The 21,607-nt window shown below is 63.0% G+C and carries 22 protein-coding genes and 1 tRNA gene; 5 read left to right on the top strand and 18 right to left on the bottom strand.

Features of this window, described 5'->3' with window-relative positions; genetic code table 11:
- The first annotated feature begins 132 nt into the window (after window positions 1–132).
- From VK804_RS12790 to VK804_RS12770, 5 genes are all read left to right on the top strand, one after another.
- On the top strand, window positions 133–1,230 hold the full coding sequence (locus tag VK804_RS12790; protein WP_325371181.1) for a mandelate racemase/muconate lactonizing enzyme family protein: 1,098 nt from the start codon (window positions 133–135) through the stop codon (window positions 1,228–1,230).
- A 13-nt stretch (window positions 1,231–1,243) separates the two neighbouring features.
- Window positions 1,244–2,335, top strand: coding sequence for a mandelate racemase/muconate lactonizing enzyme family protein (locus VK804_RS12785; protein WP_325371180.1), 1,092 nt, complete (start codon window positions 1,244–1,246; stop codon window positions 2,333–2,335).
- Window positions 2,336–2,405: 70 nt separating this feature from the next.
- Window positions 2,406–2,690 (top strand): type II toxin-antitoxin system RelE/ParE family toxin, encoded by a 285-nt coding sequence (locus VK804_RS12780; protein WP_325371179.1) that lies wholly within the window; start codon window positions 2,406–2,408, stop codon window positions 2,688–2,690.
- 40 nt (window positions 2,691–2,730) lie between these two features.
- A complete protein-coding gene (locus tag VK804_RS12775; protein WP_325371178.1) occupies window positions 2,731–3,027 on the top strand; it encodes a HigA family addiction module antitoxin in 297 nt (98 codons plus the stop codon).
- Between the two features lie 206 nt (window positions 3,028–3,233).
- Window positions 3,234–3,632, top strand: coding sequence for a thioesterase family protein (locus tag VK804_RS12770; protein ID WP_325371177.1), 399 nt, complete (start codon window positions 3,234–3,236; stop codon window positions 3,630–3,632).
- Between the two features lie 562 nt (window positions 3,633–4,194).
- On the opposite strand, the gene VK804_RS12765 is transcribed toward VK804_RS12770, so the two are convergent.
- The 18 genes from VK804_RS12765 to cyoA all read right to left on the bottom strand — a co-directional run bounded on the left by VK804_RS12765 (window position 4,195) and on the right by cyoA (window position 21,578).
- On the bottom strand, window positions 4,195–5,643 hold the full coding sequence (locus tag VK804_RS12765; protein ID WP_325371176.1) for a hypothetical protein: 1,449 nt from the start codon (window positions 5,641–5,643) through the stop codon (window positions 4,195–4,197).
- Between the two features lie 127 nt (window positions 5,644–5,770).
- A tRNA-Phe gene (locus VK804_RS12760) sits at window positions 5,771–5,846 on the bottom strand.
- 534 nt (window positions 5,847–6,380) lie between these two features.
- A complete protein-coding gene (yacG, locus tag VK804_RS12755; protein WP_325371175.1) occupies window positions 6,381–6,581 on the bottom strand; it encodes a DNA gyrase inhibitor YacG in 201 nt (66 codons plus the stop codon).
- Complete coding sequence (locus VK804_RS12750) at window positions 6,571–7,194, bottom strand: Maf-like protein (protein ID WP_325371174.1); 624 nt, start codon at window positions 7,192–7,194, stop codon at window positions 6,571–6,573. The genes yacG and VK804_RS12750 overlap by 11 nt, the downstream gene beginning before the upstream one ends.
- A gap of 189 nt (window positions 7,195–7,383) precedes the next feature.
- The gene (locus VK804_RS12745; protein ID WP_325371173.1) at window positions 7,384–7,848 is read right to left on the bottom strand and encodes a low molecular weight phosphatase family protein; all 465 of its coding nucleotides are present in this window, start codon (window positions 7,846–7,848) and stop codon (window positions 7,384–7,386) included.
- 5 nt (window positions 7,849–7,853) lie between these two features.
- Entirely contained in the window at window positions 7,854–8,348 is a 495-nt protein-coding gene (locus VK804_RS12740; protein ID WP_325371172.1) for a UPF0262 family protein, read from the bottom strand.
- Window positions 8,345–9,640 carry a histidinol dehydrogenase gene (gene hisD / locus VK804_RS12735; RefSeq protein WP_325371171.1) on the bottom strand — a complete coding sequence of 432 codons (1,296 nt, stop codon included), beginning with the start codon at window positions 9,638–9,640 and terminating at the stop codon, window positions 8,345–8,347. The genes VK804_RS12740 and hisD overlap by 4 nt, the downstream gene beginning before the upstream one ends.
- A gap of 244 nt (window positions 9,641–9,884) precedes the next feature.
- Complete coding sequence (locus tag VK804_RS12730) at window positions 9,885–10,331, bottom strand: DUF2948 family protein (protein WP_325371170.1); 447 nt, start codon at window positions 10,329–10,331, stop codon at window positions 9,885–9,887.
- An 18-nt stretch (window positions 10,332–10,349) separates the two neighbouring features.
- Window positions 10,350–11,639 carry a UDP-N-acetylglucosamine 1-carboxyvinyltransferase gene (murA, locus tag VK804_RS12725; RefSeq protein WP_325371169.1) on the bottom strand — a complete coding sequence of 430 codons (1,290 nt, stop codon included), beginning with the start codon at window positions 11,637–11,639 and terminating at the stop codon, window positions 10,350–10,352.
- A 204-nt stretch (window positions 11,640–11,843) separates the two neighbouring features.
- Window positions 11,844–12,503, bottom strand: coding sequence for an NAD-dependent epimerase/dehydratase family protein (locus tag VK804_RS12720; protein ID WP_325371168.1), 660 nt, complete (start codon window positions 12,501–12,503; stop codon window positions 11,844–11,846).
- An 11-nt stretch (window positions 12,504–12,514) separates the two neighbouring features.
- Window positions 12,515–13,006 (bottom strand): hypothetical protein, encoded by a 492-nt coding sequence (locus tag VK804_RS12715; RefSeq protein ID WP_325371167.1) that lies wholly within the window; start codon window positions 13,004–13,006, stop codon window positions 12,515–12,517.
- 184 nt (window positions 13,007–13,190) lie between these two features.
- Window positions 13,191–14,252: an MBL fold metallo-hydrolase gene (locus VK804_RS12710; protein WP_325371166.1), complete on the bottom strand. Its 1,062-nt coding sequence runs from the start codon at window positions 14,250–14,252 to the stop codon at window positions 13,191–13,193.
- 195 nt (window positions 14,253–14,447) lie between these two features.
- A complete protein-coding gene (locus tag VK804_RS12705; protein WP_325371165.1) occupies window positions 14,448–16,595 on the bottom strand; it encodes a HAMP domain-containing methyl-accepting chemotaxis protein in 2,148 nt (715 codons plus the stop codon).
- A 157-nt stretch (window positions 16,596–16,752) separates the two neighbouring features.
- Window positions 16,753–17,481, bottom strand: coding sequence for an outer membrane beta-barrel protein (locus VK804_RS12700; RefSeq protein ID WP_325371164.1), 729 nt, complete (start codon window positions 17,479–17,481; stop codon window positions 16,753–16,755).
- A gap of 247 nt (window positions 17,482–17,728) precedes the next feature.
- The gene (gene cyoD / locus VK804_RS12695) at window positions 17,729–18,121 is read right to left on the bottom strand and encodes a cytochrome o ubiquinol oxidase subunit IV (RefSeq protein ID WP_325371163.1); all 393 of its coding nucleotides are present in this window, start codon (window positions 18,119–18,121) and stop codon (window positions 17,729–17,731) included.
- A complete protein-coding gene (locus VK804_RS12690) occupies window positions 18,118–18,756 on the bottom strand; it encodes a cytochrome (ubi)quinol oxidase subunit III (protein WP_325371162.1) in 639 nt (212 codons plus the stop codon). The genes cyoD and VK804_RS12690 overlap by 4 nt, the downstream gene beginning before the upstream one ends.
- Window position 18,757: 1 nt before the next feature.
- Window positions 18,758–20,758, bottom strand: coding sequence for a cytochrome o ubiquinol oxidase subunit I (cyoB, locus tag VK804_RS12685; RefSeq protein ID WP_325371161.1), 2,001 nt, complete (start codon window positions 20,756–20,758; stop codon window positions 18,758–18,760).
- Window positions 20,748–21,578: a ubiquinol oxidase subunit II gene (gene cyoA / locus VK804_RS12680; protein ID WP_325371160.1), complete on the bottom strand. Its 831-nt coding sequence runs from the start codon at window positions 21,576–21,578 to the stop codon at window positions 20,748–20,750. The genes cyoB and cyoA overlap by 11 nt, the downstream gene beginning before the upstream one ends.
- Window positions 21,579–21,607: the final 29 nt, after the last annotated feature.

Genomic DNA, 21,607 nt, shown 5'->3' with positions numbered 1-21,607 from the left:
AGTCGTTGTTTTTATCGCTCTCGCGGCCGCTATGCTGGCGGCTTGACCCATGATAGGCAGAGTTTGGGCGCATCAACAACAATAACAGCGGGAGGGATTCTCGCGTGGCGCCTGGGCCGGATTCGAATTGCAATGAAAATCACTTCTGTATCGGGCGTCGTCTATCGCCAGCATCTCAAGGCAGGCTCCGCCACGCCGAAATTCGCCGGCGAGGGGCGTAGCGCGTTCGAGACGCTGCTGGTCAAGGTCGAGACCGACAGCGGGATCACCGGCTGGGGCGAAGCGTTTCCGCACCGGATCTGGCCGGCCGTCAAATCGCTGCTGGAGAAACTGATCGCGCCGGTCTGCATCGGCGCGGAGGCGAGCGACATTCCCGCGCTGATGAAGAAGCTGATCTATCACGTACACGGCGTCGGCCGCGCCGGGCCTGTGATGTATGCGCTGTCGGGCCTCGATATCGCGCTCTGGGACATTCTTGGGAAATCGAAAAACCTGCCGATCTACAGGCTGCTCGGCGGAGAGCCATGCGAGAGGTTGCCGGCCTATGCCAGCCTGCTGAAATACAATGACACCGACATCGTCGTCCGCACCAGCGAGGAGGCGCTGGGCCGCGGGTACCGCGAACTGAAAATCCACGAAACCGGCCGCGCCGAGATCACGGCGGCGGCGCAAGTGCTGCGGCGGCACAATGGCGGCTCGTTGATGGTGGACGTCAATGCGCCGTGGACGCCAGCGGAAGCCTTGGCGGCGGTGGCACCCTTGCGCGAACTCGGGTTGAAATGGATCGAGGAGCCGGTCTGGCCGCCGGAGGATTTTGAGGCCGCCCGCCAGGTAAGCCGCAGTGGCGTTCCCGTCGCGATCGGGGAAAACGTGCTGACGCCCGCAGATTTCGCGCGGCTGATCGACAGCCGGGCGGTCGACTACGTGCAGCCGAGCGCAGCCAAGATCGGCGGCATTTCCATCATGCGCGACATCATCGCGAATGCCAACGCGGCCAACATGGCGGTCGCGCCGCACTCCGCCTATTTCGGTCCGGGCCTGATCGCGACCGCGCATCTCGTTGCGGCACTGTCGCGCGCGCCGATGGTCGAGCGGCTGTATTGCGACCTCACGATGAGCCCGTTCGGCGACTGGTATGAGCCGGTGGATGGCCATCTTGCGGTTCCGCAAGGACCCGGCCTCGGCATCGATCCCGATCCGAAAATTCTGGAAAAACTGCGCGTCGCATGAGCCCGAGGACAAGATGAAAATTCAAGCGATAAAAGTCAATTTCGTTCGCCTGCCGCTGGAGGAGCCGCTGGTCGGCGCGCCCTACATGCCCGGAATGCTGCGCGAATTCTTCACCGTGCAGCTCCAGACCGATCAGGGCATCGAGGGCATCGGCGTCACCGGCTTCGGCGGCAAACTGGTGCGCGCGCTGCGTGCCGCGATCGAGGACTTTGGCGAGTTGATCATCGGCGACGACCCGATGCGCACCGAGCAGGTGATCGCAAAACTGCGGGCCGCGTCCGCCTCCTGCGGCCGCGGCGGCATTGTGGATCTCGCGCTGTCGGCGATCGATACGGCGTTATGGGACATCCGCGGCAAAGCCTTCGGCATTCCCTTGGCGCGGCTGTTGGGCGGCTTGCGCGACAAGGTGCCGGCCTATGCCTCTGGCGCGCTGACGCGCACCACGCCGAACGACAAGATCGAACGCGCCGCTTCCGCGCTGGTCGAGAAAGGCTACACTCAAATCAAGACCCAGATGGCGGTGGAAGGTTTTACGCCCGCGCAGGAAATCGAGCGCATCCGCCTGATCCGCGACGCGGTCGGGCCCAACGTCAATCTGATGGTCGACATCAACCAGCGCTGGAGCGTCGCGGAAGCGATCTCGATCGGCCGTCGCATCGAGGAGCTCGGCCTCGGCTGGCTGGAGGACCCGACCACCTGCGACGACTACCAGGGCCACGCAAAAATCGCCGACGCGCTGACGACGCCGGTCTGCGCCGGCGAATATCTCTGGGGCATCGAGCCGCACCGCCAGGCGATGTCGCATCATTCGATCGACATCACCATGATCGACCTGCTGCGGGTCGGCGGCGTCACGCAATGGATGAAGGTCGCCGGCATGGCGGAGGCCTTCAACAAGAAGGTCGCCAGTCATCTGCTGCCGGAAATCCACGTCCACCTGGTCGCCGCCATCCCGAACGGGCTGGTCGTAGAATACATGCCATGGACCTGGCGCTTGTTCGACGAACCGCCGATGCCGGTCAACGGCGAAATGACAGTGCCGAGCGGAGCGGGGCTGGGGCTGAAGTTTGCGGAGGATTTGTTCGAGAAGTATGGGGTGGGATAGCGCGGGAGGTAGTATCTCGTCGAGATACGGAAGCCTTGCAATACGTATCCTGAAGGGATACGTTGCGTCCATGATCCGGAGCTTCAAAGGGAAGTTTGCCGAGCCGATCCTTCAGGGCCGCATGGTCCCGAAGGGTTTCCCGGCAAATCTCGCCAGGGTGGCTCGCCGAAAACTAATCATGTTGGATGCTGCCGTCTTTCTCGAGGCCTTGAACTCGCCTCCCGGTAACCGCCTTGAAGCTCTCAAGGGCGATCTGGCGGGCAAGCACTCGATTCGCATCAATGATCAATGGCGGATCATGTTCAGGTGGACCGATGCGGGCCCCGAAGACGTGGAGATCATCGACTATCACTAGCCAGACCGGCCGCCTGTGGCCGCCGAATGGGAGTTAGCACATGGCAAAGAAACTTCCGCCGGTTCATCCCGGCGAAATCCTGCGGGAAGAATTTCTCGTTCCGCTCAAGCTGACACCTTACGCGGTCGCGGCCGCGCTGCACGTGCCGCGCACCCGGATCGAACGCATCGCGCGCGAGGAGAAGCCCGTTACCGCCGACACCGCGCTGCGGCTCGGAAAATTCTTCAAAACCGGAGCTGCGTTCTGGATGAACATGCAGGCGCGCTTCGATCTCGAAACCGCCGAAGACGCGCTTGCGCCGCAGATCAGGAAAATCGCGTCTTACGAGGCGGCGTGAGAGCGACGCTCTGGACTGCACAGTCGCAATCCACCATTCGCCGACGAAAAGGATGGCGGGTTACGCCGGAGCCTGTCATCGGGCCGCGCTTTGCGCGGACCCGTTGGGGCCCAACCCGCCCCACCGGCTCCATAAACAGTTATTTAATGCGAGCCGACCCGAAACCGGCTTATTTGGTGCTTGCTGCCGAGATGGGAGGTGACTGAATGCGCCAGATACCGCCGGGAACGAAAGGCACGTTCACGATGCGCGTCGAGCCTGCGCATCTCGCCAATCAATTCAAGGACGCGATGCTGCCGCCGGTGCTGGCGACGCCGATGATGATCATGATGATGGAAAACGCCGCGCTGAACGCGATCCGGCCGTATCTCGAGCCGGGCGAAAGCGTGGTCGGGACCGCGATCAATGTACGGCACCTCGCTGCAACCCCGGTCGGCCACACCGTTCGCGCCGAAGCCGAAGTGATCAAGGTCGAGGGAAAGCGGATCGAGTTCAAGGTCTCTGCGAGCGACGAGCTTGAGGAGATCGGCAACGGCACGCACCGGAGGACAGTGATCGATCTGCGCTCGTTCAACGAGCGCCTGGCAGCGAAGGCCAAGCGCTAGGGCCGCAGGGCGGATTGGAACCGGCGCCCTCGAACCCACTTCAGCAATGAGCATCGCCTGTTTGAGGGAGCCGATGCCATCGTCTGAGAGTAGCGGACAACCAATGGTGCCCAGCTAGGGCGGGACCACACAGATCTGCTAAGCAATTGACAGCATAAGTAATTTTTCGGAAAGAAGAATAATTACCTGCCCGGATCGCTACCCAAATGAGCGTGGATTGCCGTGATGCGCTATGATGAATCAAGGACTCAACGGAGATTCCAATGTCTACTTTTCAGGTAAGGCTCTTATCCGAGAATGACTATCAGAAAGTCGAGGCAAGCAGCGCGAAGGAGGCCGCCGAAACCCGTTATGGACGTGAGCTGTCGGAGATCGGGAGCAACCACCAACTCCGCGCGCTGGTGCACCAAATGATGTGGCCACGGAGACCAAGCCCGATGCAGTTCTATGATCGGGGCTGATCTGGAATGGAAGTCGAAGCCGCGATCACAAAGCGTTACAGAATTACGGTGACGGAATTACGGTGGATGCGGGTTACGCCTTGTGGAGGAGGGCTTCACCTCTAAATCCGTACGCGGAATCCATAATGTCCATGAGGGAACACAAGCGCGATTAGTCCGAAGATCAACAGAATCGCGACTATCCAAATACCGCTTTCGAGTAGGCAGGATGCAGCAAGTCGCAGCATGCCATTTGGGTAAAGCTTGCCGAAATTCGAGACCGATATCGTTCCGTGAAATTGATACGACCTGTCGCCAGTCGCCCTCACCAGATATATGCCGAGCGGACAGACCGGAATCCAAAAGACTGTAAATGTGTGAACGGAAAAATAGAGCGGCACGATATCGGGATCGCGGAAGAGTCCGAGAAGGGTGACTCCGCAGCCATTGAGCCGCCAAAGCGTGGGTGCCGCTTTGATCGGCGTCACATGGGAATTCAGTTGCCGATGTTTTCGCTGGCGCGCGCCCGCTTGCTCGGATGTGCGCGTGGGGTCCGCCGCCGTCGAGCTGGTTGGCCGCAACAGCCACGGCACACCAGCACAAAGGGCTAATATGATGATCAATCCGGCAATCGCGGTGATCGAGGCGGGTCCGAGCGCGCCGCGGTATTCGAACCACCGGAAGTCTCTACTCATCGCCGATAAGATGGCGATAAGCGCGCACCACACGACGACGGCTATGAGCCCAGCCTTCTTCCAGAAGGTTGCGTCCGTCCAGGACCAGGCGGTCGGTTGATTAGAAGCGGCCCCACGGGGAATAGCAGAAGCTTCCGATGGTATTTTCTCCGGGGCGTGCGCCCGATTTCGCAATTCCTGATCCGTTGCAAGCATTCGGTCGATAACACCGCGTACTTCGTCGGTAAGCGGAATACCGGCGTATTTGGCTGCGCGTTGAGGCGCCCATGACTTGAAATGCTCGAACGCGCCAGCCAAGGCCGTGGACGGCGCGCGACCTTCGGCCAAGTATTGTTCGAACCCAAGCGCCCATTGTTCATGACGCGCAGCCGTGAGTTCATCCGCATGTGCTACGCCAAGCCACTTGAGAATTACATCAAGATCGCTCCTTACCCAAGGAAGGGCGCGCGAGTCGTCCGCATCTCGTATCATTTCCTCAAGCCAGAGATGAGCGCTGTGGTGCATGAAGGAGAATGCGTCAGCGTCCTCGTACAAGGCGACGATTGCCTTGTTTTTCGAAAGCGAGATCTCTCCGCCGCGACCTTTGTGATCGGCGGTGGGGGTTTTGCCTCGTGCGGGCAATTCCGATTGGTGGTCGTGTGCCGTGGTTCCGCTTTGCGATGTTGGGTTCGCCGATTTCTGTTCGACCTTCTGAATCGCCTCCTCAAGCACAAGGCGTTCACGCTCAATCTCGGCGCCAGGAACTGGTGGCTTCTGATTACGCAGATTATCGACAAGGATCGTCCGCACGCGCTGATACAGCGCCTGCCGCATCTCGTCTGTATTGCTCTCCAGCCCTGCAACTGCCCGGGACAGAAGGGAATAGTAGTCAGCCATCGAGTACCCGACAGATAGGTTTTCGGGAAACGAGCCTTCCTAGATCCGCAACATGTCGACTTCCATTGCATCTAAACCGACCGGATTGGTCAAAGCCAATACCATCGACCAAGTCGGGAGCAGAAAATGGTGCCCGGGGGCGGAATTGAACCACCGACACAGCGATTTTCAGTCGCTTGCTCTACCAACTGAGCTACCCGGGCACTGCCCGGCGCTAAGGCCCGGGAGCGCCGGTTTATAGTCAGGCGAGGCAGCGCTGTCCACCACGCTGCGCCTGCCTGTCCGGCGTAGCCCGAAGGGCGAAGACGGGCGGCCAGGCGTGACGCAGCCTCGCTTCGTCACATCGCCCAAATGACTGGGAAATCTCACCTATTTGACCGCGACGGCGTCGCGCTACCGCTCCGCTTGCGGAGGAGGGCCGGGGTGGGGGTGGCGCCGCGAGTCAGACTGTTCGTATGGAGAGAGCTTCCCCCACCCGGATCGCATCTCACGATGCGACATAGCCGAAGCCTTGCTTCGGCGTCATTCCTGAGAACGGCCGCCGAAGGCGGCCTATGCTCCCCCGCGAGCGGAGAGGTGAGAAAGCCCGTTGTCGGGCTGGGCCATGGGCGTTTCACAAATTGCGTGAGATGGAATAGTGCCGGTGATTTGCCCGACATGTCAAAATGTTCTCGCGCTCAAACAATCCATGCCAGCGATGCCGTGCTACTTTGCATGGGGTTGTTTTCGATATTTTGCTATTCTGCGTCCTCGTCCGCGTTGTCGCGGCCGGGCACGACATAGGAGCCGGACAGCCAGCGGTTCAGGTCGACGTCGCGGCAGCGCTCGGAACAGAAGGGGCGCGAGGCCTCGGTGGCGGGCTTGCCGCAGATCGGGCACGGTTTTGGCTTGGGCGTTCGCTTGCCCCGGCCCGCGGCTTTTTTCGGTTCACGTGGCATTCAACCAGCCGAAGCGAATGGGAAAACCCTCGCCGCCGAGCAGCGTCACCGATTCGTAGAGCGGCAGGCCCACCACATTGCTGTAGGAGCCGACCATCTTGACCACGAAGGATCCGGCGATGCCCTGCACGGCGTAGCCGCCGGCCTTGCCGCGCCATTCGCCGGAGCCGATATAGGCCTGGATGTCGTCCTCGTTCAGCCGCTTGAAGCGGACGCGGGTCTCGACCAGGCGCTGGCGGAACGCTTCCTTCGGCGTCACCAGCGTGATCGCGGTGTAGACGCGGTGGTTGCGGCCCGACAACAGCCGCAGGCATTGCGCGGCTTCGTCGACCAGGTTTGCCTTCGGCAGGATGCGGCGGCCGACCGCGACCACGGTGTCGGCGGCGAGAATGAAGGCCCCGCGCAACTCGTCGTCGAGTTGCACCGATTTCAGCGCGGCGTCGGCCTTGGCCCGCGCCAGCCGGTTGGCGCAGGCGCGCGGCAACTCGCCCCGCTTCGGAGTCTCGTCGACGTCGGCCGGGCGCAGCGCGTCCGGCTCGATGCCGGCCTGGTTCAGCAGGGAAAGGCGTCGCGGCGAACCGGAGGCGAGAACGAATTTGGGGCGGCCTAGCATGCGGGTTTTTACCGGGGGCGGGAATGCGCGCGGAACCTATCGGAAGGGATGGGAGGAGACAACCGCGCCCATCTCCGACGGCGGCGAAAAGGGGCTCGTCATTCCGGGATGGTCCGAAGGACCAGACCCGGAATCTCGAGATTCCGGGTTCGATGCTTCGCATCGCCCCGGAATGACGGCGGTGTGCCATCACCCGCTCGCCGCGCCCGCCCGCGCAAAGCGCCGGCGGATGCGCATCGACAGGGCGTCGCAAACGTCGCGATAGGCGGCGAGCTTTTGCTCGCGGCTACCTTCAATGCCGGTCGGATCCTGGGTCGGCCAGTATTCGACCTCGGCGGCAATGGTGTGGGTGAGTTCCAGCGCCTTGTGGTGCGCCTCCGGCGACAGCGTGATGATGAGATCGAAATTGAGCCCCTCCCAGTCGTCGAGCTCCTCGAACGTCATCGGCCTGTGGGTGGAAATATCCTGGCCGAGTTCCGCCATCACCGCGACCGCGAACGGGTCGAGTTCGCCCTTGCGGGCGCCGGCGGATTTCACATAGAGGCTGCCTGGAAACATGTGCCGCAGCAGGCTTTCGGCCATCGGCGAACGCACGCTGTTCAGGGCGCATGCGAACAACACGGCCTGCGGGGCGCGCGCGCGCGGCGCGTCCACGGGGTCTAGCCTTTCCAGTGCAGCACGCAGATCAGCGTGAACAGCCGGCGCGCGGTTTCGAAATCGACCCGCACCTTGCCCTTCAGCCGTTCCTGCAGCGTGCGCGAGCCTTCGTCGTGGATGCCGCGGCGGCCCATGTCGATGGCCTCGATCTTGTCCGGCGTCGCGGTACGGATCGCCTCGTAATAGCTGTCGCAGATCATGAAATAGTCCTTCACGATCCGCCGGAACGGCGTCAGCGACAGCAGATGCGCCACCACGGGCGTGCTGTCCTCTTTGCGGATATCGAACATCAGCCGGTTGCCGGTGATGCCGATATGCAGCGTGAACGGCCCGTCACTCGCGCCCTCCGGCGCGAACAGGTTCTGTTCGATCAGATCGTAGATCGCGATCGCGCGCTCGTGCTCGATGTCGGGACCGGAACGCCCGATCGATTCCTCATCGAGCGTCACCGCGACGATGCGGTTCTGCGAATCCTTCTCTGGTGGCGGACTGCTCATGTCAAGTTGAGACGCATCCCGACCGAACGCGCATGTGCGTCCAGCCCCTCGGCCTTGCCGAGCGTCATCGCCGCCGGTCCCAGCGCGCGCAACTGGTCGGGGCCGCATTTCAGGATCGAGGTCCGCTTCATGAAGTCGAGCACGCCGAGGCCCGAGGAGAACCGCGCCGAGCGCGCGGTCGGCAGCACATGGTTGGAGCCGCCGACATAATCGCCGATTGCCTCGGGCGTGTGCGCCCCGATGAAGATCGCGCCGGCATTGCGGATGTTTGCCGCGAACTGCTCCGGCTCCGCGGTCATGATCTCCAGATGCTCGGCGGCGATGGCATTGGCAAGCTCCACGGCGTCATCGAGGCGCTTGACCAGGATGACGGCGCCAAAATCGTTCCACGAGGCGCGCGCGATGTTGGCACGCGGTAGCGTGGCAAGCTGCGATTCCACCGCGCGTTCGACCTCGGAGGCGAGCGCGGCCGAATCCGTGATCAGGATCGATTGCGCGTTGACGTCGTGCTCGGCCTGCGCCAGCAGATCCGCCGCGATCCAACCGGCATTGCCGGTGTTGTCGGCGATGACCAGCACTTCCGACGGCCCGGCGATCATGTCGATGCCGACCTTGCCGAACACCAGCCGCTTGGCCGCGGCGACATAGGCATTGCCGGGGCCGACGATTTTCGCCACCGGCGCAATCGTCGCGGTGCCATAAGCGAGCGCCGCGACTGCCTGCGCGCCGCCGACACGATAGATCTCGGTCACACCGCCGAGATCGGCGGCCGCCAGCACCAGCGGGTTGAGCCTGCCGTCGGGCGAAGGCACGACCATCACCACGCGGCCGACACCCGCCACTTTCGCGGGCACCGCGTTCATCAGCACCGAGGACGGATAGGCCGCGGTGCCGCCGGGCACATAGAGCCCGACCGATTCGATCGCGCTCCAGCGCCAGCCGAGCTCGACGCCAAGCGCGTCGGTGAAGCGCTCGTCTTTTGGCAGTTGCCTGCGGTGAAACACCTCGATGCGGTCGCGGGCGAATTGCAGCGCCTGCAGCGTCGCGGCGTCGCAGGCTTTTACGCCGGCGTCGATTTCGGCCGGCGTCACACGCAAGCCGCTCGCATCGAGTTCGAGCCGGTCGAATTTCAAGGTCGCCTCGATCAGTGCCGCATCGCCGCGCGCGGCGACATCGTCGACGATGGCGCGGGCGACAAGCTCGATATCGGCCGCCACCTCGCGCTTCATCGCGAGGAAGGCCGCGAATCGCTCGGTGAAATCGGCGCTGCTGCGGTCGAGGCGGACGGGCATGGTGGCTTTCCGGACCGGGATTCTCGGCCCACTGCTCAATGGCGCGGCGGGAATTGGCCGTCAACCCTTGAACTCGCTCCTTGCGTCATTCCGGGATGGTCCCAACGGGTCGGCGCTCTGCGCCGCCCCATGACAGGCTCCGCACCAGACCCGGAATCTCGAGATTCCGGGTTCGATGCGGAGCCTGTCATCGGGCCGCGCTTTCGCGCGGACCCGGTGGCATCGCCCCGGAATGACGGCCAAGTCACACCCCCAGCCCTGCGCCATCGGCGCCGTCGCTGGTTCCAAGGTCGTCGGCGCCGAGGTCGGTCAGCTCGCATTCCAGGCATTCGACGTCGAGCCGCAACGCCCCGCCATGGCTGAACAGCAACACGGCGCTGCCGCTCGGCGTGTCGGCGGGGTGGAATTCGATCCCGACCAGTTCGAGCGCGGTCTCCGCGGTGGCCGAACCGATGTTACGGGACTTGCACGACAGCACCCGGTCGAAGCGCAACGCTGCGATCAGGCGGCGCGGCGAGGTTTCGCCTGAAAACGTCTGTTCCCAGTCCAGCCGGCTCATGCCGATCACCAGCCGCCTCTCGTCCTGCCGCCACAGAATGTCGGAGGCCTGCACCCGGGCATCCTGGACGTGCGCCGAAATCACCGCGAGATCGTCGGCATCGAGCGCGATCAATTTGAGCTGAGGCGCCACCTTATCGCATCCCACGACCTATCCGCTGAGGCGCTCGATGGTGGCGCCGCAGGCCGACAATTTGTCCTCGAGCCGCTCAAAACCGCGGTCGAGGTGATAGACGCGATTGACCATGGTCTCGCCTTCGGCGGCGAGCCCGGCGATCACCAGCGACACCGAGGCGCGCAAATCGGTCGCCATCACCGGGGCGCCGCGCAATTGCGCGATGCCGTCGATGGTCGCGGTCTCGCCGTCGAGGCTGATCCGCGCGCCGAACCGCGCCAGCTCCTGCACATGCATGAAACGATTCTCGAAAATCGTCTCGGTGATCTGCGATGAGCCTTTGGCGCAGGCCATCAGCGCCATCAGCTGCGCCTGCAGGTCGGTGGGAAAGCCGGGAAATGGCGCGGTCGAAACCGTCACCGGGCGGATGCCGGCGCCGTTGCGGGCGACGCGAATGCCCTCATTGTTCGCGGTGATATCAGCGCCGGCCTGGCTCAGCACGTCGAGCGCCGATTGCAGCAGTTCCGGCCGGGCGCCGGCCAACTGCACATCGCCGCCGGTCATCGCCACCGCCATCGCATAGGTGCCGGTCTCGATTCGGTCGGGCAGCACGGTGTGCCGCGCGCCGTGGAGTTTTGCCACGCCCTCGACGATGACGCGCGGCGTGCCGGCGCCCGCGATGCGCGCGCCCATCTTGTTGAGGCAATCGGCGACGTCGGCGATTTCCGGCTCGCAGGCGGCGCCGGTGATGATGGTCTTGCCCTTTGCCAGCGTTGCCGCCATCAGCGCGACATGGGTGCCGCTCACCGTCACCTTGGGAAAATCGATTGCCGCGCCCTTCAGGCCGCCGGGCGCTTTGGCCACCACATAGCCGCCGTCGATGGCAATTTCAGCGCCGAGTTTCTCCAGCGCCATGATCAGGAGATCGACCGGCCGCGTGCCGATCGCGCAGCCTCCGGGAAGCGAAACCTTCGCCTCATGCATCCGCGCGAGCAGCGGCGCGATTACCCAGAACGAGGCGCGCATCCGCGACACCAGTTCGTATGGCGCCGTGGTGTCGATGATGTCGGCCGCCGAGATGTGCAGGGTCTGGCCCTGATATTCATGGTCGCCGGAGCGCTTGCCGACCGAGGTGATATCGACGCCGTGATTGCCGAGAATGCGCTGCAATTGCGCCACGTCGGCAAGCCGCGGCACGTTGTCGAGGATCAACGTCTCCTCGGTCAACAGGCCCGCGATCATCAGCGGCAGCGCGGCATTCTTCGCACCCGAAATCGGAATGGTGCCGTTGAGCTTGTTGCCGCCGACGATGCGAATGCGATCCATGCCGCCCCCCGATGTTATTATTCATAAAGTATAGAGCGAATGCGCCCCGGGTGGCAAAGGCGTGAAATTTGCGGCGATTTGATGGGGTGGGACCTTCAGCCGTCATCCCGGGATGGTCCGAAGGACCAGACCTCAGGTGCGCAATTGCGCACCGGGGAATCTCGAGATTCCGGGTTCGCGCTGACGCGCGCCCCGGAATGACAATTAGAGCGAATTGATATCCTCGCTCTCCAGCACCAGTTTTGGGAAACCGTCCCGCGCCACCTTGATCATGGCCCGGCCGACCTGCTCGGTCGTGGTCATGTATTTCGGCGCCACGCGGTTGAGCAGCGACAATAGCGGCGAGGTCGCCACATAGATGGCCTGCACCCAGCCGGTCTTGGAGCGGATGCCATGCAGCGGCTGGATACCGGCGGGACGGAACATATAGGCCGCCTTGAACGGCAGCTTGAGCAGATCGTTCTCGGTCTTGCCCTTGACGCGTGCCCACATCAGGCTGCCCTGTTCGGTGGAGTCGGTGCCGCGGCCGCTGACATAGACCAATACCATCTGCGGGTTGAGCCGTGCCAATACCCGCGCCGCGGCCAGCGTGATGTCGTAGGTCAGATGCCGGTAGCGTTCCTCGTCCATGCCGATCGAGGACACGCCGAGGCAGAAGAAGCAGGCATCAAAGCCCGCGAGCTGCGATTCGACGTCCGAATAATCCACGAAGTCGTCGCGCAGGAGCTCGCGCAATTTCGCGTGTTGCTGCCCGGTCGGGCTGCGCCCGACCACGAGCACGCTCTCGACACCGGGGTCGAGCAGGCATTCGCGCAACACGCCCTGCCCGACCATGCCGGTTGCGCCGAACAGGATGACGTTCATCCCGGGCAAACCTACGCCGGCCGGAATCGCCTGACCGCGCCGATAATCATGACGACGAAGAACACCAGCACGATGCCCTGGACCACCGCGAATACCGGACCCGTCGGCGGGTTGCCGGGCGCCAGCGCGGTCAGGGCCGGTATCTTGAGGAAGCTCTGGATCACCAGCACGAACACGTTGAGATAAAGCGAGATCAGCGCGGTCATGACATAGATCCAGCGCCACCCGCCGGAGAGCTTCATGACGTAAAGCGCGATGCAGGCGATCGCCAGCAGCACCAGCGAGAGCGCGCCGACGACGTCTCCCGGCGTCACCCCATTGAACGGAAACAGGAAGCCGGTGGCGCTGGTCAGGATCGTGAACAGCAGGAATATCGCAGTCAGGCCCGGCATCGGGTTGCTGCCGAGCATGCCGAACATCACGATGAGGCCGGCGAGGATGGCGATCAGGCTGATGACGACGTGCAAGGTGGTAAAGGCAGACAGACTCATACCAAGGACCATGGCCCACTCCCCCTGTTAGAATGGCGCATGCTACGATTGCAAATCGAAAATTGCCAGATGCGGTCGCCGTGTCGGCGACATTTCAGGCCTGCCACGACGTATCGATAAAACAGCTGCGATATCAGCGTTTTTCGCGCTGATGTCACAAATCGTGCCGGCAACAAACCGTTCGAGGCGGTAAAATTCAGGTGGTCGTGAAGCGCAGCACGCCGTCGACTTCCTCTGATGTCAGGCGGCCCTCCACCAGCATGTAGTTGACATGGGCGATCAACTCGCCGGCGGCAAAACCCATTTGGTGCACGTCGAGCACGTGCTTGTGGAACACCACCGGCACCAGCTCCTTGGAGGTTTTCGAGCTCTCCCGGCAGGCTTCGGCGATCAGCCGGCAGCGGTCCTCGTGATGGTCGGCGAGCTGCTTGATGCGGGTCTTCAATCCGTAGAACGGCACGCCATGGCCGGGCAGCACGATGACGTCATAGGGCAGCGTCGTGGTCAGGCTTGCCAGCGAGGCCAGATATTCGCCGAGCGAGTTCTGGTCGGGCTCCACCGCCCAGACGCTGACATTGGGCGAGATCTTGCTCAGCACCTGGTCGGCGGAGATGAACAATTTGTCGGCGGCGCAATACAGCATCACTTGGTCCAGCGCATGGCCGCCGCCGGTGATGACCTTGAAGCGCCGCGTGCCGATCGAGATCTCGTCGCCGTGGCTGATGCGGCGATAGGCCGGCGGCAGGATCGAAACCCGCTTCAGGTAATCCTGGCCGCGGCCGAGCAGCTTGTCGGTCAGGTTCTCGTCCATGCCATGGCGGCGGAAGAACAGCCGCTGCGCCATCTTGCGTTCTTCGGTGCCGCGGTTCTGATGGTAAACCGACTGCAGATATTCGACCTGCGACATCTGCAGCGGGCAGTTGAAGCGCTCGACGATCCATCCCGCGAGCCCAACATGGTCGGGATGCGAATGGGTCACGATCAGGCGGGTGATGTTCACATGCTTGAGCGGGCCCTCGAACAATGCGGTCCAGGCCGCGATCGATTCCTCGTTACCGAAGCCGGAATCCACCATCGCAAACCCGTCGCCGTCGGCGAGCAGATAGATGTTCACATGGTTGAGGCGGAACGGCAGCTTCAGCCGTACCCACAATACGCCCGGCATCACCTCGACGACCTGATCGGGCCCGGGGTGATTTTCCCAGGGGTAGCGGAGCGCCTCGGCCGAGGACTGAATCGTGTCTGTTTTCGTATCCATCGCTTGAATCGCAGTTGTTCCATATCGGCTTAGCCGCACATTCGGCGCGGCGCCAGCCGAAAAAGCAGATGCGGGCTTGGGCTAAGCACATGGGTGCTTTGATTCAACCCGTCATTCCGTGGCTATGCGAAGCATAGAACCCGGAATCTCGAGATTCCGGGTTCGCTCTTGCGAGCGCCCCGGAATGACGACGTTCTAAGCCGCCCGGATATTCGACAGGAACGCGTCGATTTCGGCGCGCAGCACACTGGCCTCGTGGCGCAGCGCGCCGGAGGCGCTCAGCACGGCGCTGGCGGCCGATCCGGCCTCGCTGGAGGCGGTGGAGACGCCGATGATGTTGCTGGACACCTCCGACGTGCCGCCGGCGGCATGCTGGATGTTGCGGGCGATCTCGCGGGTCGCCGCACCCTGCTGTTCGACGGCGGCCGCAATCGCCGTGGTCACTTCGTTGATCTCGCTGATGGTATTGGTGATGTTGCGGATGGCGCCGACCGCCGACGTCGTCACCTGCTGCATGCTGGCGATCTGCGCGCGGATTTCGTCGGTCGCCTTCGCGGTCTGGTTGGCGAGGCTCTTGACTTCGGAGGCGACCACGGCAAAGCCGCGGCCGGCTTCGCCGGCGCGCGCGGCTTCGATGGTGGCGTTGAGCGCGAGCAGGTTGGTCTGCGAGGCAATGGTCTGGATCAGGTCCACCACGACGCTGATGCGGCCGGCGTTTTCGGCAAGTCCCTGCATGGTGGCGTCGGTGGCGCCTGCTTCATCGACGGCCTTGTGCGCGATCTGCGCCGAGCTGACGACCTGGCGGCCGATTTCCGCGATCGACGAGGACAACTGCTCGGTGCCCGAGGACACCGTCTGCACATTGACCGAGGTTTCCTCGGCCGCGGAAGCCACCGCGCTCACCAGCGCGCTGGATTGATCGGCGGTCGCCGCCATGCTCTGTGCGGTGTCCTGCATGGAGCCGGCGGATTCCTGCAATGCGTCCAGCGCGCCGCGGACGGTGGTCTCGAATTCGACGATCCGCGCCTCCATCCGGGTGGCGCGCTCGGCCTTGGCCGCGCGATCCCTGTTTTGATCGGCGGAGAGCGCGCGAGCCTCGATCATGCTCTCGCGGAAGATATGCAGCGCATTCGCCATCGTTGCGATCTCGTCATGCTGGTGCGAGCGATAGACTTCCGATTCGAGGTCGCCGTCGGACAGAAGCTGCATCGAGCGCTGCAGCTTGCCGATCCGGCGCAGGATGTTGCGGCCGACATAGAGCCAGACGAACAGCGCCGATCCGACCAGAGTGAGACAACCGAGTGCCAGCATCACCTTGGTCGCCAGGGCAATTTCCTGGCGCGCCAGGAAGGCCGAGGTATTGGTTTCCTTCTGCACGGCGTCGACGAGTTGCTGGACGCTGATGTCGAGACCGACATTGAGCTTGCGGGTCTCCTCGAGCACGAGCTGGCCGTAATCGTTGGCGTCGAGTTCCTTCTGGCGAAGCTTGAATACGCCGGTCTTGCCCTCGCCGAGCGCCAACAGTTCCAGCGCGACGTCCTTCAGCGCTTTGGTTCCGGCATTGATCGGCAGGGCATCGAGGGTGGGCCTGACGCTTGCCAGCGTGGCCTTGAATTCCTTTTCGATCGCCTCCAGCGTGTCGCTCGAATTCGCCGATAGCGCGGCGGTCATGTCGGCGGCCATCAGGTTGCCGCCGGCGACGATACTGCCGAGCTGGTCGACGGTGCGCGCCGATTGCGCGGCATCGTCGGGAGAAAGGTTGGCGGAGGTGAGGATCGCGTTGATCCGGCCCTGGGCGTCCATCATCGCGGGCGCTGAGGCTGCGACGAAGCCGGCCTGAGCCTTGCGCAGCGCCTCATATTGCTTCTGGTGCCGGGCTGCGGCATCCAGCCGCTCGCGCGCCGCCGAGCTCAGGCTCTTGGTGTTTTCGTCGATGTTCTTGACCGTCTCGGTCAATGCCGCGATCACCGTCTTGTCGGCGCCGAGCTCGATGATCTCTCCGAGCTTGTTGAGCGTGCCCGTCTGCGTCTCCTGTATTTTCTTGATGCGTTCGTCCAGCACATCCTGGCTTTCGGAGGCGAGCAGCACCGGCCCCTGGCTGGCCAGGGTCGCACTCTCAGCGGCAAGCTGCAGGCTGGTGGCAAGCCGCGGGATGTCCAGCCCGCTCAAATCCATCATGGTGCTGCCGAGGTGACCCAGCACCATGCCGGCTCCGGCGCTGATGACGATCGCCATGCCGGCGATGGTGGCGAAGGCGGCGAACAGGCTGCCCCGCACGCCCCAGCGCGGACGAAGAAACCTCAAGAAACCAAAGAGCTTGCCGCTCCCGAAGCGCCCCGCCATACCGCCCCCGCCCTGTCCGTGGAAATACCGGTCGGCAGTATCGCGGTGCATGGTTAACAAAACCGGGAACTTTTCGCGGATTTGCGCAAAATTTGCGTAACCCAAAGAAAAAGGCCGGCACGAGGCCGGCCTTTTCCGCGCTTTCGATCGACGCCGATCAGTAACGGGCGACCACCGGGCTCGCCCAGTTGAAGCGGTAGTTCACACCGACCTTCACGACATGGTCGTCGGTGGTGAAGCTGCCGAACGGAATCAAGGGCGCCGGGGTGAGGAAGCGGGCGCTGCCGAAGTTGTAATACTGGTACTCGACCTTGGCCGACCAGTTCGGCGCGAACATATATTCGAGACCGGCGCCGACGGTGTAGCCGTTGCTGTGGTTGACGTCGGTCGTGAATGCGACCGGCACGCCGCCCAGCGTCACCGATTCGTTGTTGTCGGAATAGGCGTAGCCGCCCTTCACGTAGAGCAGGCCAGGACCCCAGGTGTAGCCGACGCGGCCGGTCACCGAGCCGAGCCCGCGCTGGTTGTTGTTGTAGGCAAAGCCGCCGGGGAACACGGCGCCGACATTGCCGCTGAGCCAGCTGTACTGAGCTTCGAGGCCGACCACCCAGTTCGGGGCGAACTGGTAATCCGCGCCACCCTGCAGACCGCCGAGGAAGCGGCCGTTGCCGTTGTTGCCGGTGGCAAGGCCGTTGAAATTGTTGCCGCTGGAGAAGGCGCCGCCGACGTGACCGCCGATATAGAAGCCGGTCCAGTTGTAGATCGGCGCGGCATAGGCCGGGGCCTTGTTGTAATAGGGCGCGCGGGTGCCGAGATCGGCGGCCAGTGCTGGCACGGTCGCGCCGAGGGCGACGAGGGCCACAGTACCGAGTAGAAGCTTCTTCATTGTTGTTCTCCGACAGATCATTTTATTTCGAGAGGCGCCGCGTGTCGGCGTCCATCCATGGCGCGCACTTAGCCAGCTTTTGAATAAAATGCTGTCACCCGAGGGCCACACTCGATGACAACCCAACCTATTGGGGAACAACGAGAATCTGTACTTAATGGAGCCTTAATCAAACCTGAAAGAAGCCTTAATTTTTGGCCGCTTGCGCGTAATTTTTCGGCGCCCTCGGTTCCATTGGAGCGCGCGGCTACCGCTGCATCTGCATGAGCTGGTCCATCGGCATCATGTTGTGATTGAGGTTGGCCATGATCCACAGCGAGCCTCCGATCACGAGAAACACGATCAACAGGCCGAAGGCGAGCGCCAGCACGTTGTTGGTATTGTCGGCCCCCGTCGTGATGTGAAGGAAGAACACCAGATGCACGCCCATCTGCGCGATCGCCAGCACGATGATGGCGACGGGAATGCTGGGCTGCCAGACGAGGTCGGTGCCGGCAACGAAGAACGACGTTGCCGTCAGCAGAATGGCAAGGCCAAGGCCTGCGACATATCCAAGCAGCCTTGAGCCGATACTGGCTTCCTCTTCATCGCCGGGCGCCAGGTCGGCATGATTGTCAAAGCCCTGAACTTCATCGCTCATACGGCGCTCCCCAAGAGATAGACGACCGAAAATACCGCGACCCAGATGATGTCCAGCGCGTGCCAGAACAGCGCGAAGCAGAGGATGCGGCGCTGGATATCGGCGCGAAAGCCCTTGGCGAAGACCTGCGCCATCATGGTCAGGAGCCAGAGTTCGCCAGCCGAGACGTGCATGCCGTGGCAACCCACCAGCGTGAAGAACGCCGACAGGAACGCGCTGCGCGTCGGCCCGGCACCGCGCGCGACCAGACTTGCAAATTCCCGGCCCTCGATCGTCAGGAAGGCGAGGCCAAGGACGCAGGTCACGGCCATCGCGACCTGGAACCAGAGCTTGTTGCGGACGTCGGCGGCGATAGTGGCCAGCCCGCAGGTAAAGCTCGAGGCCAACAGGAAGCCGGTCTCGATCGCGACGTTGCGCAGGTCGAACAATTCGCGGCCGCCCGGGCCCCCCGCCGTCTGCCCGAGCAGCACGGCATAGGTCGCAAAGAACGCCGAGAACATCACCATGTCGGAGAGGATGAAGATCCAGAAGCCGTAGCCGGTGACGATGCGCTTGGATGCGGGCCCGCTATGCGCGACCGTGCCTCGCAGATGATGCAGATCGCCATCGGCATATGCCATCGTCGCGTCCGTCATCTCACGCTCTCCCTGCGAGCCCGGCCAGCGCGCGGCGCTCCGCCAGATTGGCGCGGTCGATGCGGGCGACCTCTTCAGCCGGAATGACGTACTCGTCATGGTCGCGCCAGGCGAACACCACGAAGGTCGCGAACGCTCCAATGAGCCCTGCGGCCACCATCCACCAGATATGCCAGATCAGCGCAAAGCCCGTGACGGTCGCAAAGAACGCGCAGACGAATCCGGTCGGCGAATTGCGGGGCATTTCGATGTCCTGGTAGTCCGGTTCCGCCGTTGCGAGATACGGCCGTTCGGCGCGGGATTTCTGCTCCCAGTAAGCGCCCTCGCCGCGCACATCGGGCGGAATGGCAAAATTGAAGACTGGCGGCGGCGAGGCGGTGGCCCATTCCAGCGAGCGTCCATCCCAGGGATCGCCGGTGCGATCGCGCAATTCCTCGCGATGACGGATCGAGACCACGAGCTGCGCGATCTGGAAGATGATTCCGATCAGGATCAGCACGGCGCCGCCACCGGCCACCAGCAGCCAGGGACGCCACTCCGCGACGTCGTAGTGCTGCATGCGCCGGGTCATGCCGAGGAAGCCGACCGCATAGAGCGGCATGAAGGCGACATAGAAGCCGATCAGCCAGAACCAGAACGCCGCCTTGCCCAGGCCCTCCTGCAGGCGGAAGCCGAACGCCTTGGGGAACCAGTAGGTGTAGCCGGCGAACGCGCCGAACAGCACGCCACCGATGATCACGTTGTGAAAATGCGCGACCAGGAAAAGCGAGTTGTGCAGCAGGAAGTCGGCGGGCGGCACGGCGACCAGCACGCCGGTCAGGCCGCCGAGGATGAAGGTGACCATGAATCCGATCGACCACAACATCGGCGTCGTGAAGCGAATGCGCCCGCCATACATCGTGAACAGCCAGTTATAGATCTTCACGCCGGTCGGCACCGCGATGACCATGCTGGCGATGCCGAAGATCGCGTTGACGTTCGGTCCGGCACCCATGGTGAAGAAATGATGCAGCCAGACCATGAACGAGATGACGCAGATCGCCATGGTGGCCAGCACCATCGACCGGTAGCCGAACAGCGGCTTGCCGGAAAAGGTCGCGACCACTTCGGAGAAGATGCCGAACGCCGGCAGGACCAGGATGTAGACCTCCGGATGGCCCCAGGCCCAGATCAGGTTCATGAACATCATGACGTTGCCGCCGGCCTCATTGGTGAAGAAATGAAAGCCGAAATAGCGGTCGAGGATCAGCATCGCCAGCGTCGCGGTCAGGATCGGGAACGCCGCGACGATCAAGAGGTTCGAGGCGAGCGTGGTCCAGCAGAACATCGGCATGCGCATATAGGTCATGCCCCGGGTGCGCAGCTTCAGCACGGTGGTGACGAGATTGATGCCGGCAACCAGCGTGCCGATGCCGGAGATTTCAAGCGACCACAGATAGTAGTCGACGCCGACGCCCGGCGAATAGGTCAGTTCCGACAGCGGCGGATAGGGCAGCCAGCCGGTGCGCGCGAATTCGCCGACCACCAGCGAGATGTTGACCAGCAGCGCGCCGGTCGCGGTGAGCCAGAAGCCTACCGAGTTCAGAGTCGGGAACGCGACGTCGCGGACGCCGAGCTGCAGCGGCACCACCAGGTTCATCAATCCGATCACGAACGGCATCGCCACGAAGAAAATCATGATGGTGCCGTGCGCCGAGAAGATCTGGTTATAATGCTCCGGCGGCAGATAGCCTTGCGAGTGATAGGCGACCGCCTGTTGCCCGCGCATCATGATGGCGTCGGAAAATCCGCGCAGCAGCATCACCAACGCAAGCAGCGTGTACATGACGCCGATCCGCTTGTGGTCGACGCTGGTGATCCATTCGCTCCAGAGATAGGGCAGATGGCCCTTGATGACGACCCAGGCGAGAACCGCCAGGATCGCGACCAGCACGACAGCTCCCGCAACGAGCGGAATGGGCTGATCGAACGGGATCGCCGACCAACTGAGCTTACCGAACATCGCTCGCTCCGAGATAGGATTGCGCGCCTTCCGAGGTTATTTTCGGCCCCGGCGCGGGCGGGATTTTTTGGGTCGCGATGGCTCCGAACAACCCGGGATCGTCGAGCCGGAAGGTCGGTCTCGACTTCTCGACCGATTGCCGGGCGAGTTCCTGGTAGCTTTCGGCGTTGAGGACCTGATCGCTGCGCGTGGTCTTCACCCAGTCGGGGAATGCGAGCGGCGATATGACGTGGACGTCGAACAGCATGTCGGGAAATCCGTCGCCGCTGAAATGCGCCGACAGGCCCTGAAGATCACCCTCCTGATCGGCGCGCAGGTTGAGCCGGGTGACCATGCCGTTCATAGTGTAGATCATGCTGCCGAGCTGCGGGACGTAGAAGGCGTTCATCACGCTTGCCGATGTCAGCTCGAACTGCAGCGGCGCACCGACCGGCACGGTCAGCGTATTGACGGTGGCAACCCGCTGGTCCGGGTAGATGAACAGCCATTTCCAGTCGAGCGACACGACCTGGATCCTGACCGGGCTTCCCGTGCCTTCGACCGGCGCGGCCGGATCGAGCAGATGCGCGCCGATCCATGCGACGCCGCCGAGCAGGATGACGGTGAGCGCCGGGATCGACCAGACCACAAGCTCGATGCGGCCGGAATGAGCCCAATCGGGACGATAGTGAGCGCGGGGATTTGACTGCCGAAACCAGAATGCGAACGCGAAAATGGCGACAATCGTCGGCAGCACGATCGCCAGCATGATGGCGATGGAATCGATCAGGATCGTCTTGTCGGCGGCCCCGATCGGCCCCTGAGGATCAAGGATATTCATCGCCGGAACCCGGAAATGGAACCCGTAAT

The sequence above is a fragment of the Bradyrhizobium sp. genome (assembly GCF_035484855.1).
GTDB lineage: Bacteria > Pseudomonadota > Alphaproteobacteria > Rhizobiales > Xanthobacteraceae > Bradyrhizobium.
This window is presented reverse-complemented; position numbering and strand designations above follow the sequence as displayed.

What these genes read in the sequence shown, in the direction of transcription:
- VK804_RS12700 (WP_325371164.1), bottom strand. Translation starts at nt 17,481, where the DNA reads ATGAAGAAGCTTCTACTCGGTACTGTGGCCCTCGTCGCCCTCGGCGCG.
- VK804_RS12710 (WP_325371166.1), bottom strand. Translation starts at nt 14,252, where the DNA reads ATGGATACGAAAACAGACACGATTCAGTCCTCGGCCGAGGCGCTCCGC.
- yacG (WP_325371175.1), bottom strand. Translation starts at nt 6,581, where the DNA reads ATGCCACGTGAACCGAAAAAAGCCGCGGGCCGGGGCAAGCGAACGCCC.
- murA (WP_325371169.1), bottom strand. Translation starts at nt 11,639, where the DNA reads ATGGATCGCATTCGCATCGTCGGCGGCAACAAGCTCAACGGCACCATT.
- VK804_RS12750 (WP_325371174.1), bottom strand. Translation starts at nt 7,194, where the DNA reads ATGCTAGGCCGCCCCAAATTCGTTCTCGCCTCCGGTTCGCCGCGACGC.
- cyoB (WP_325371161.1), bottom strand. Translation starts at nt 20,758, where the DNA reads ATGTTCGGTAAGCTCAGTTGGTCGGCGATCCCGTTCGATCAGCCCATT.
- VK804_RS12780 (WP_325371179.1), top strand. Translation starts at nt 2,406, where the DNA reads ATGATCCGGAGCTTCAAAGGGAAGTTTGCCGAGCCGATCCTTCAGGGC.
- hisD (WP_325371171.1), bottom strand. Translation starts at nt 9,640, where the DNA reads ATGCCCGTCCGCCTCGACCGCAGCAGCGCCGATTTCACCGAGCGATTC.
- cyoD (WP_325371163.1), bottom strand. Translation starts at nt 18,121, where the DNA reads ATGAGCGATGAAGTTCAGGGCTTTGACAATCATGCCGACCTGGCGCCC.
- VK804_RS12720 (WP_325371168.1), bottom strand. Translation starts at nt 12,503, where the DNA reads ATGAACGTCATCCTGTTCGGCGCAACCGGCATGGTCGGGCAGGGCGTG.
- VK804_RS12765 (WP_325371176.1), bottom strand. Translation starts at nt 5,643, where the DNA reads ATGGCTGACTACTATTCCCTTCTGTCCCGGGCAGTTGCAGGGCTGGAG.
- VK804_RS12740 (WP_325371172.1), bottom strand. Translation starts at nt 8,348, where the DNA reads ATGAGCAGTCCGCCACCAGAGAAGGATTCGCAGAACCGCATCGTCGCG.
- VK804_RS12690 (WP_325371162.1), bottom strand. Translation starts at nt 18,756, where the DNA reads ATGACGGACGCGACGATGGCATATGCCGATGGCGATCTGCATCATCTG.
- VK804_RS12715 (WP_325371167.1), bottom strand. Translation starts at nt 13,006, where the DNA reads ATGGTCCTTGGTATGAGTCTGTCTGCCTTTACCACCTTGCACGTCGTC.
- VK804_RS12790 (WP_325371181.1), top strand. Translation starts at nt 133, where the DNA reads ATGAAAATCACTTCTGTATCGGGCGTCGTCTATCGCCAGCATCTCAAG.
- VK804_RS12705 (WP_325371165.1), bottom strand. Translation starts at nt 16,595, where the DNA reads ATGGCGGGGCGCTTCGGGAGCGGCAAGCTCTTTGGTTTCTTGAGGTTT.
- cyoA (WP_325371160.1), bottom strand. Translation starts at nt 21,578, where the DNA reads ATGAATATCCTTGATCCTCAGGGGCCGATCGGGGCCGCCGACAAGACG.
- VK804_RS12785 (WP_325371180.1), top strand. Translation starts at nt 1,244, where the DNA reads ATGAAAATTCAAGCGATAAAAGTCAATTTCGTTCGCCTGCCGCTGGAG.
- VK804_RS12770 (WP_325371177.1), top strand. Translation starts at nt 3,234, where the DNA reads ATGCGCCAGATACCGCCGGGAACGAAAGGCACGTTCACGATGCGCGTC.
- VK804_RS12775 (WP_325371178.1), top strand. Translation starts at nt 2,731, where the DNA reads ATGGCAAAGAAACTTCCGCCGGTTCATCCCGGCGAAATCCTGCGGGAA.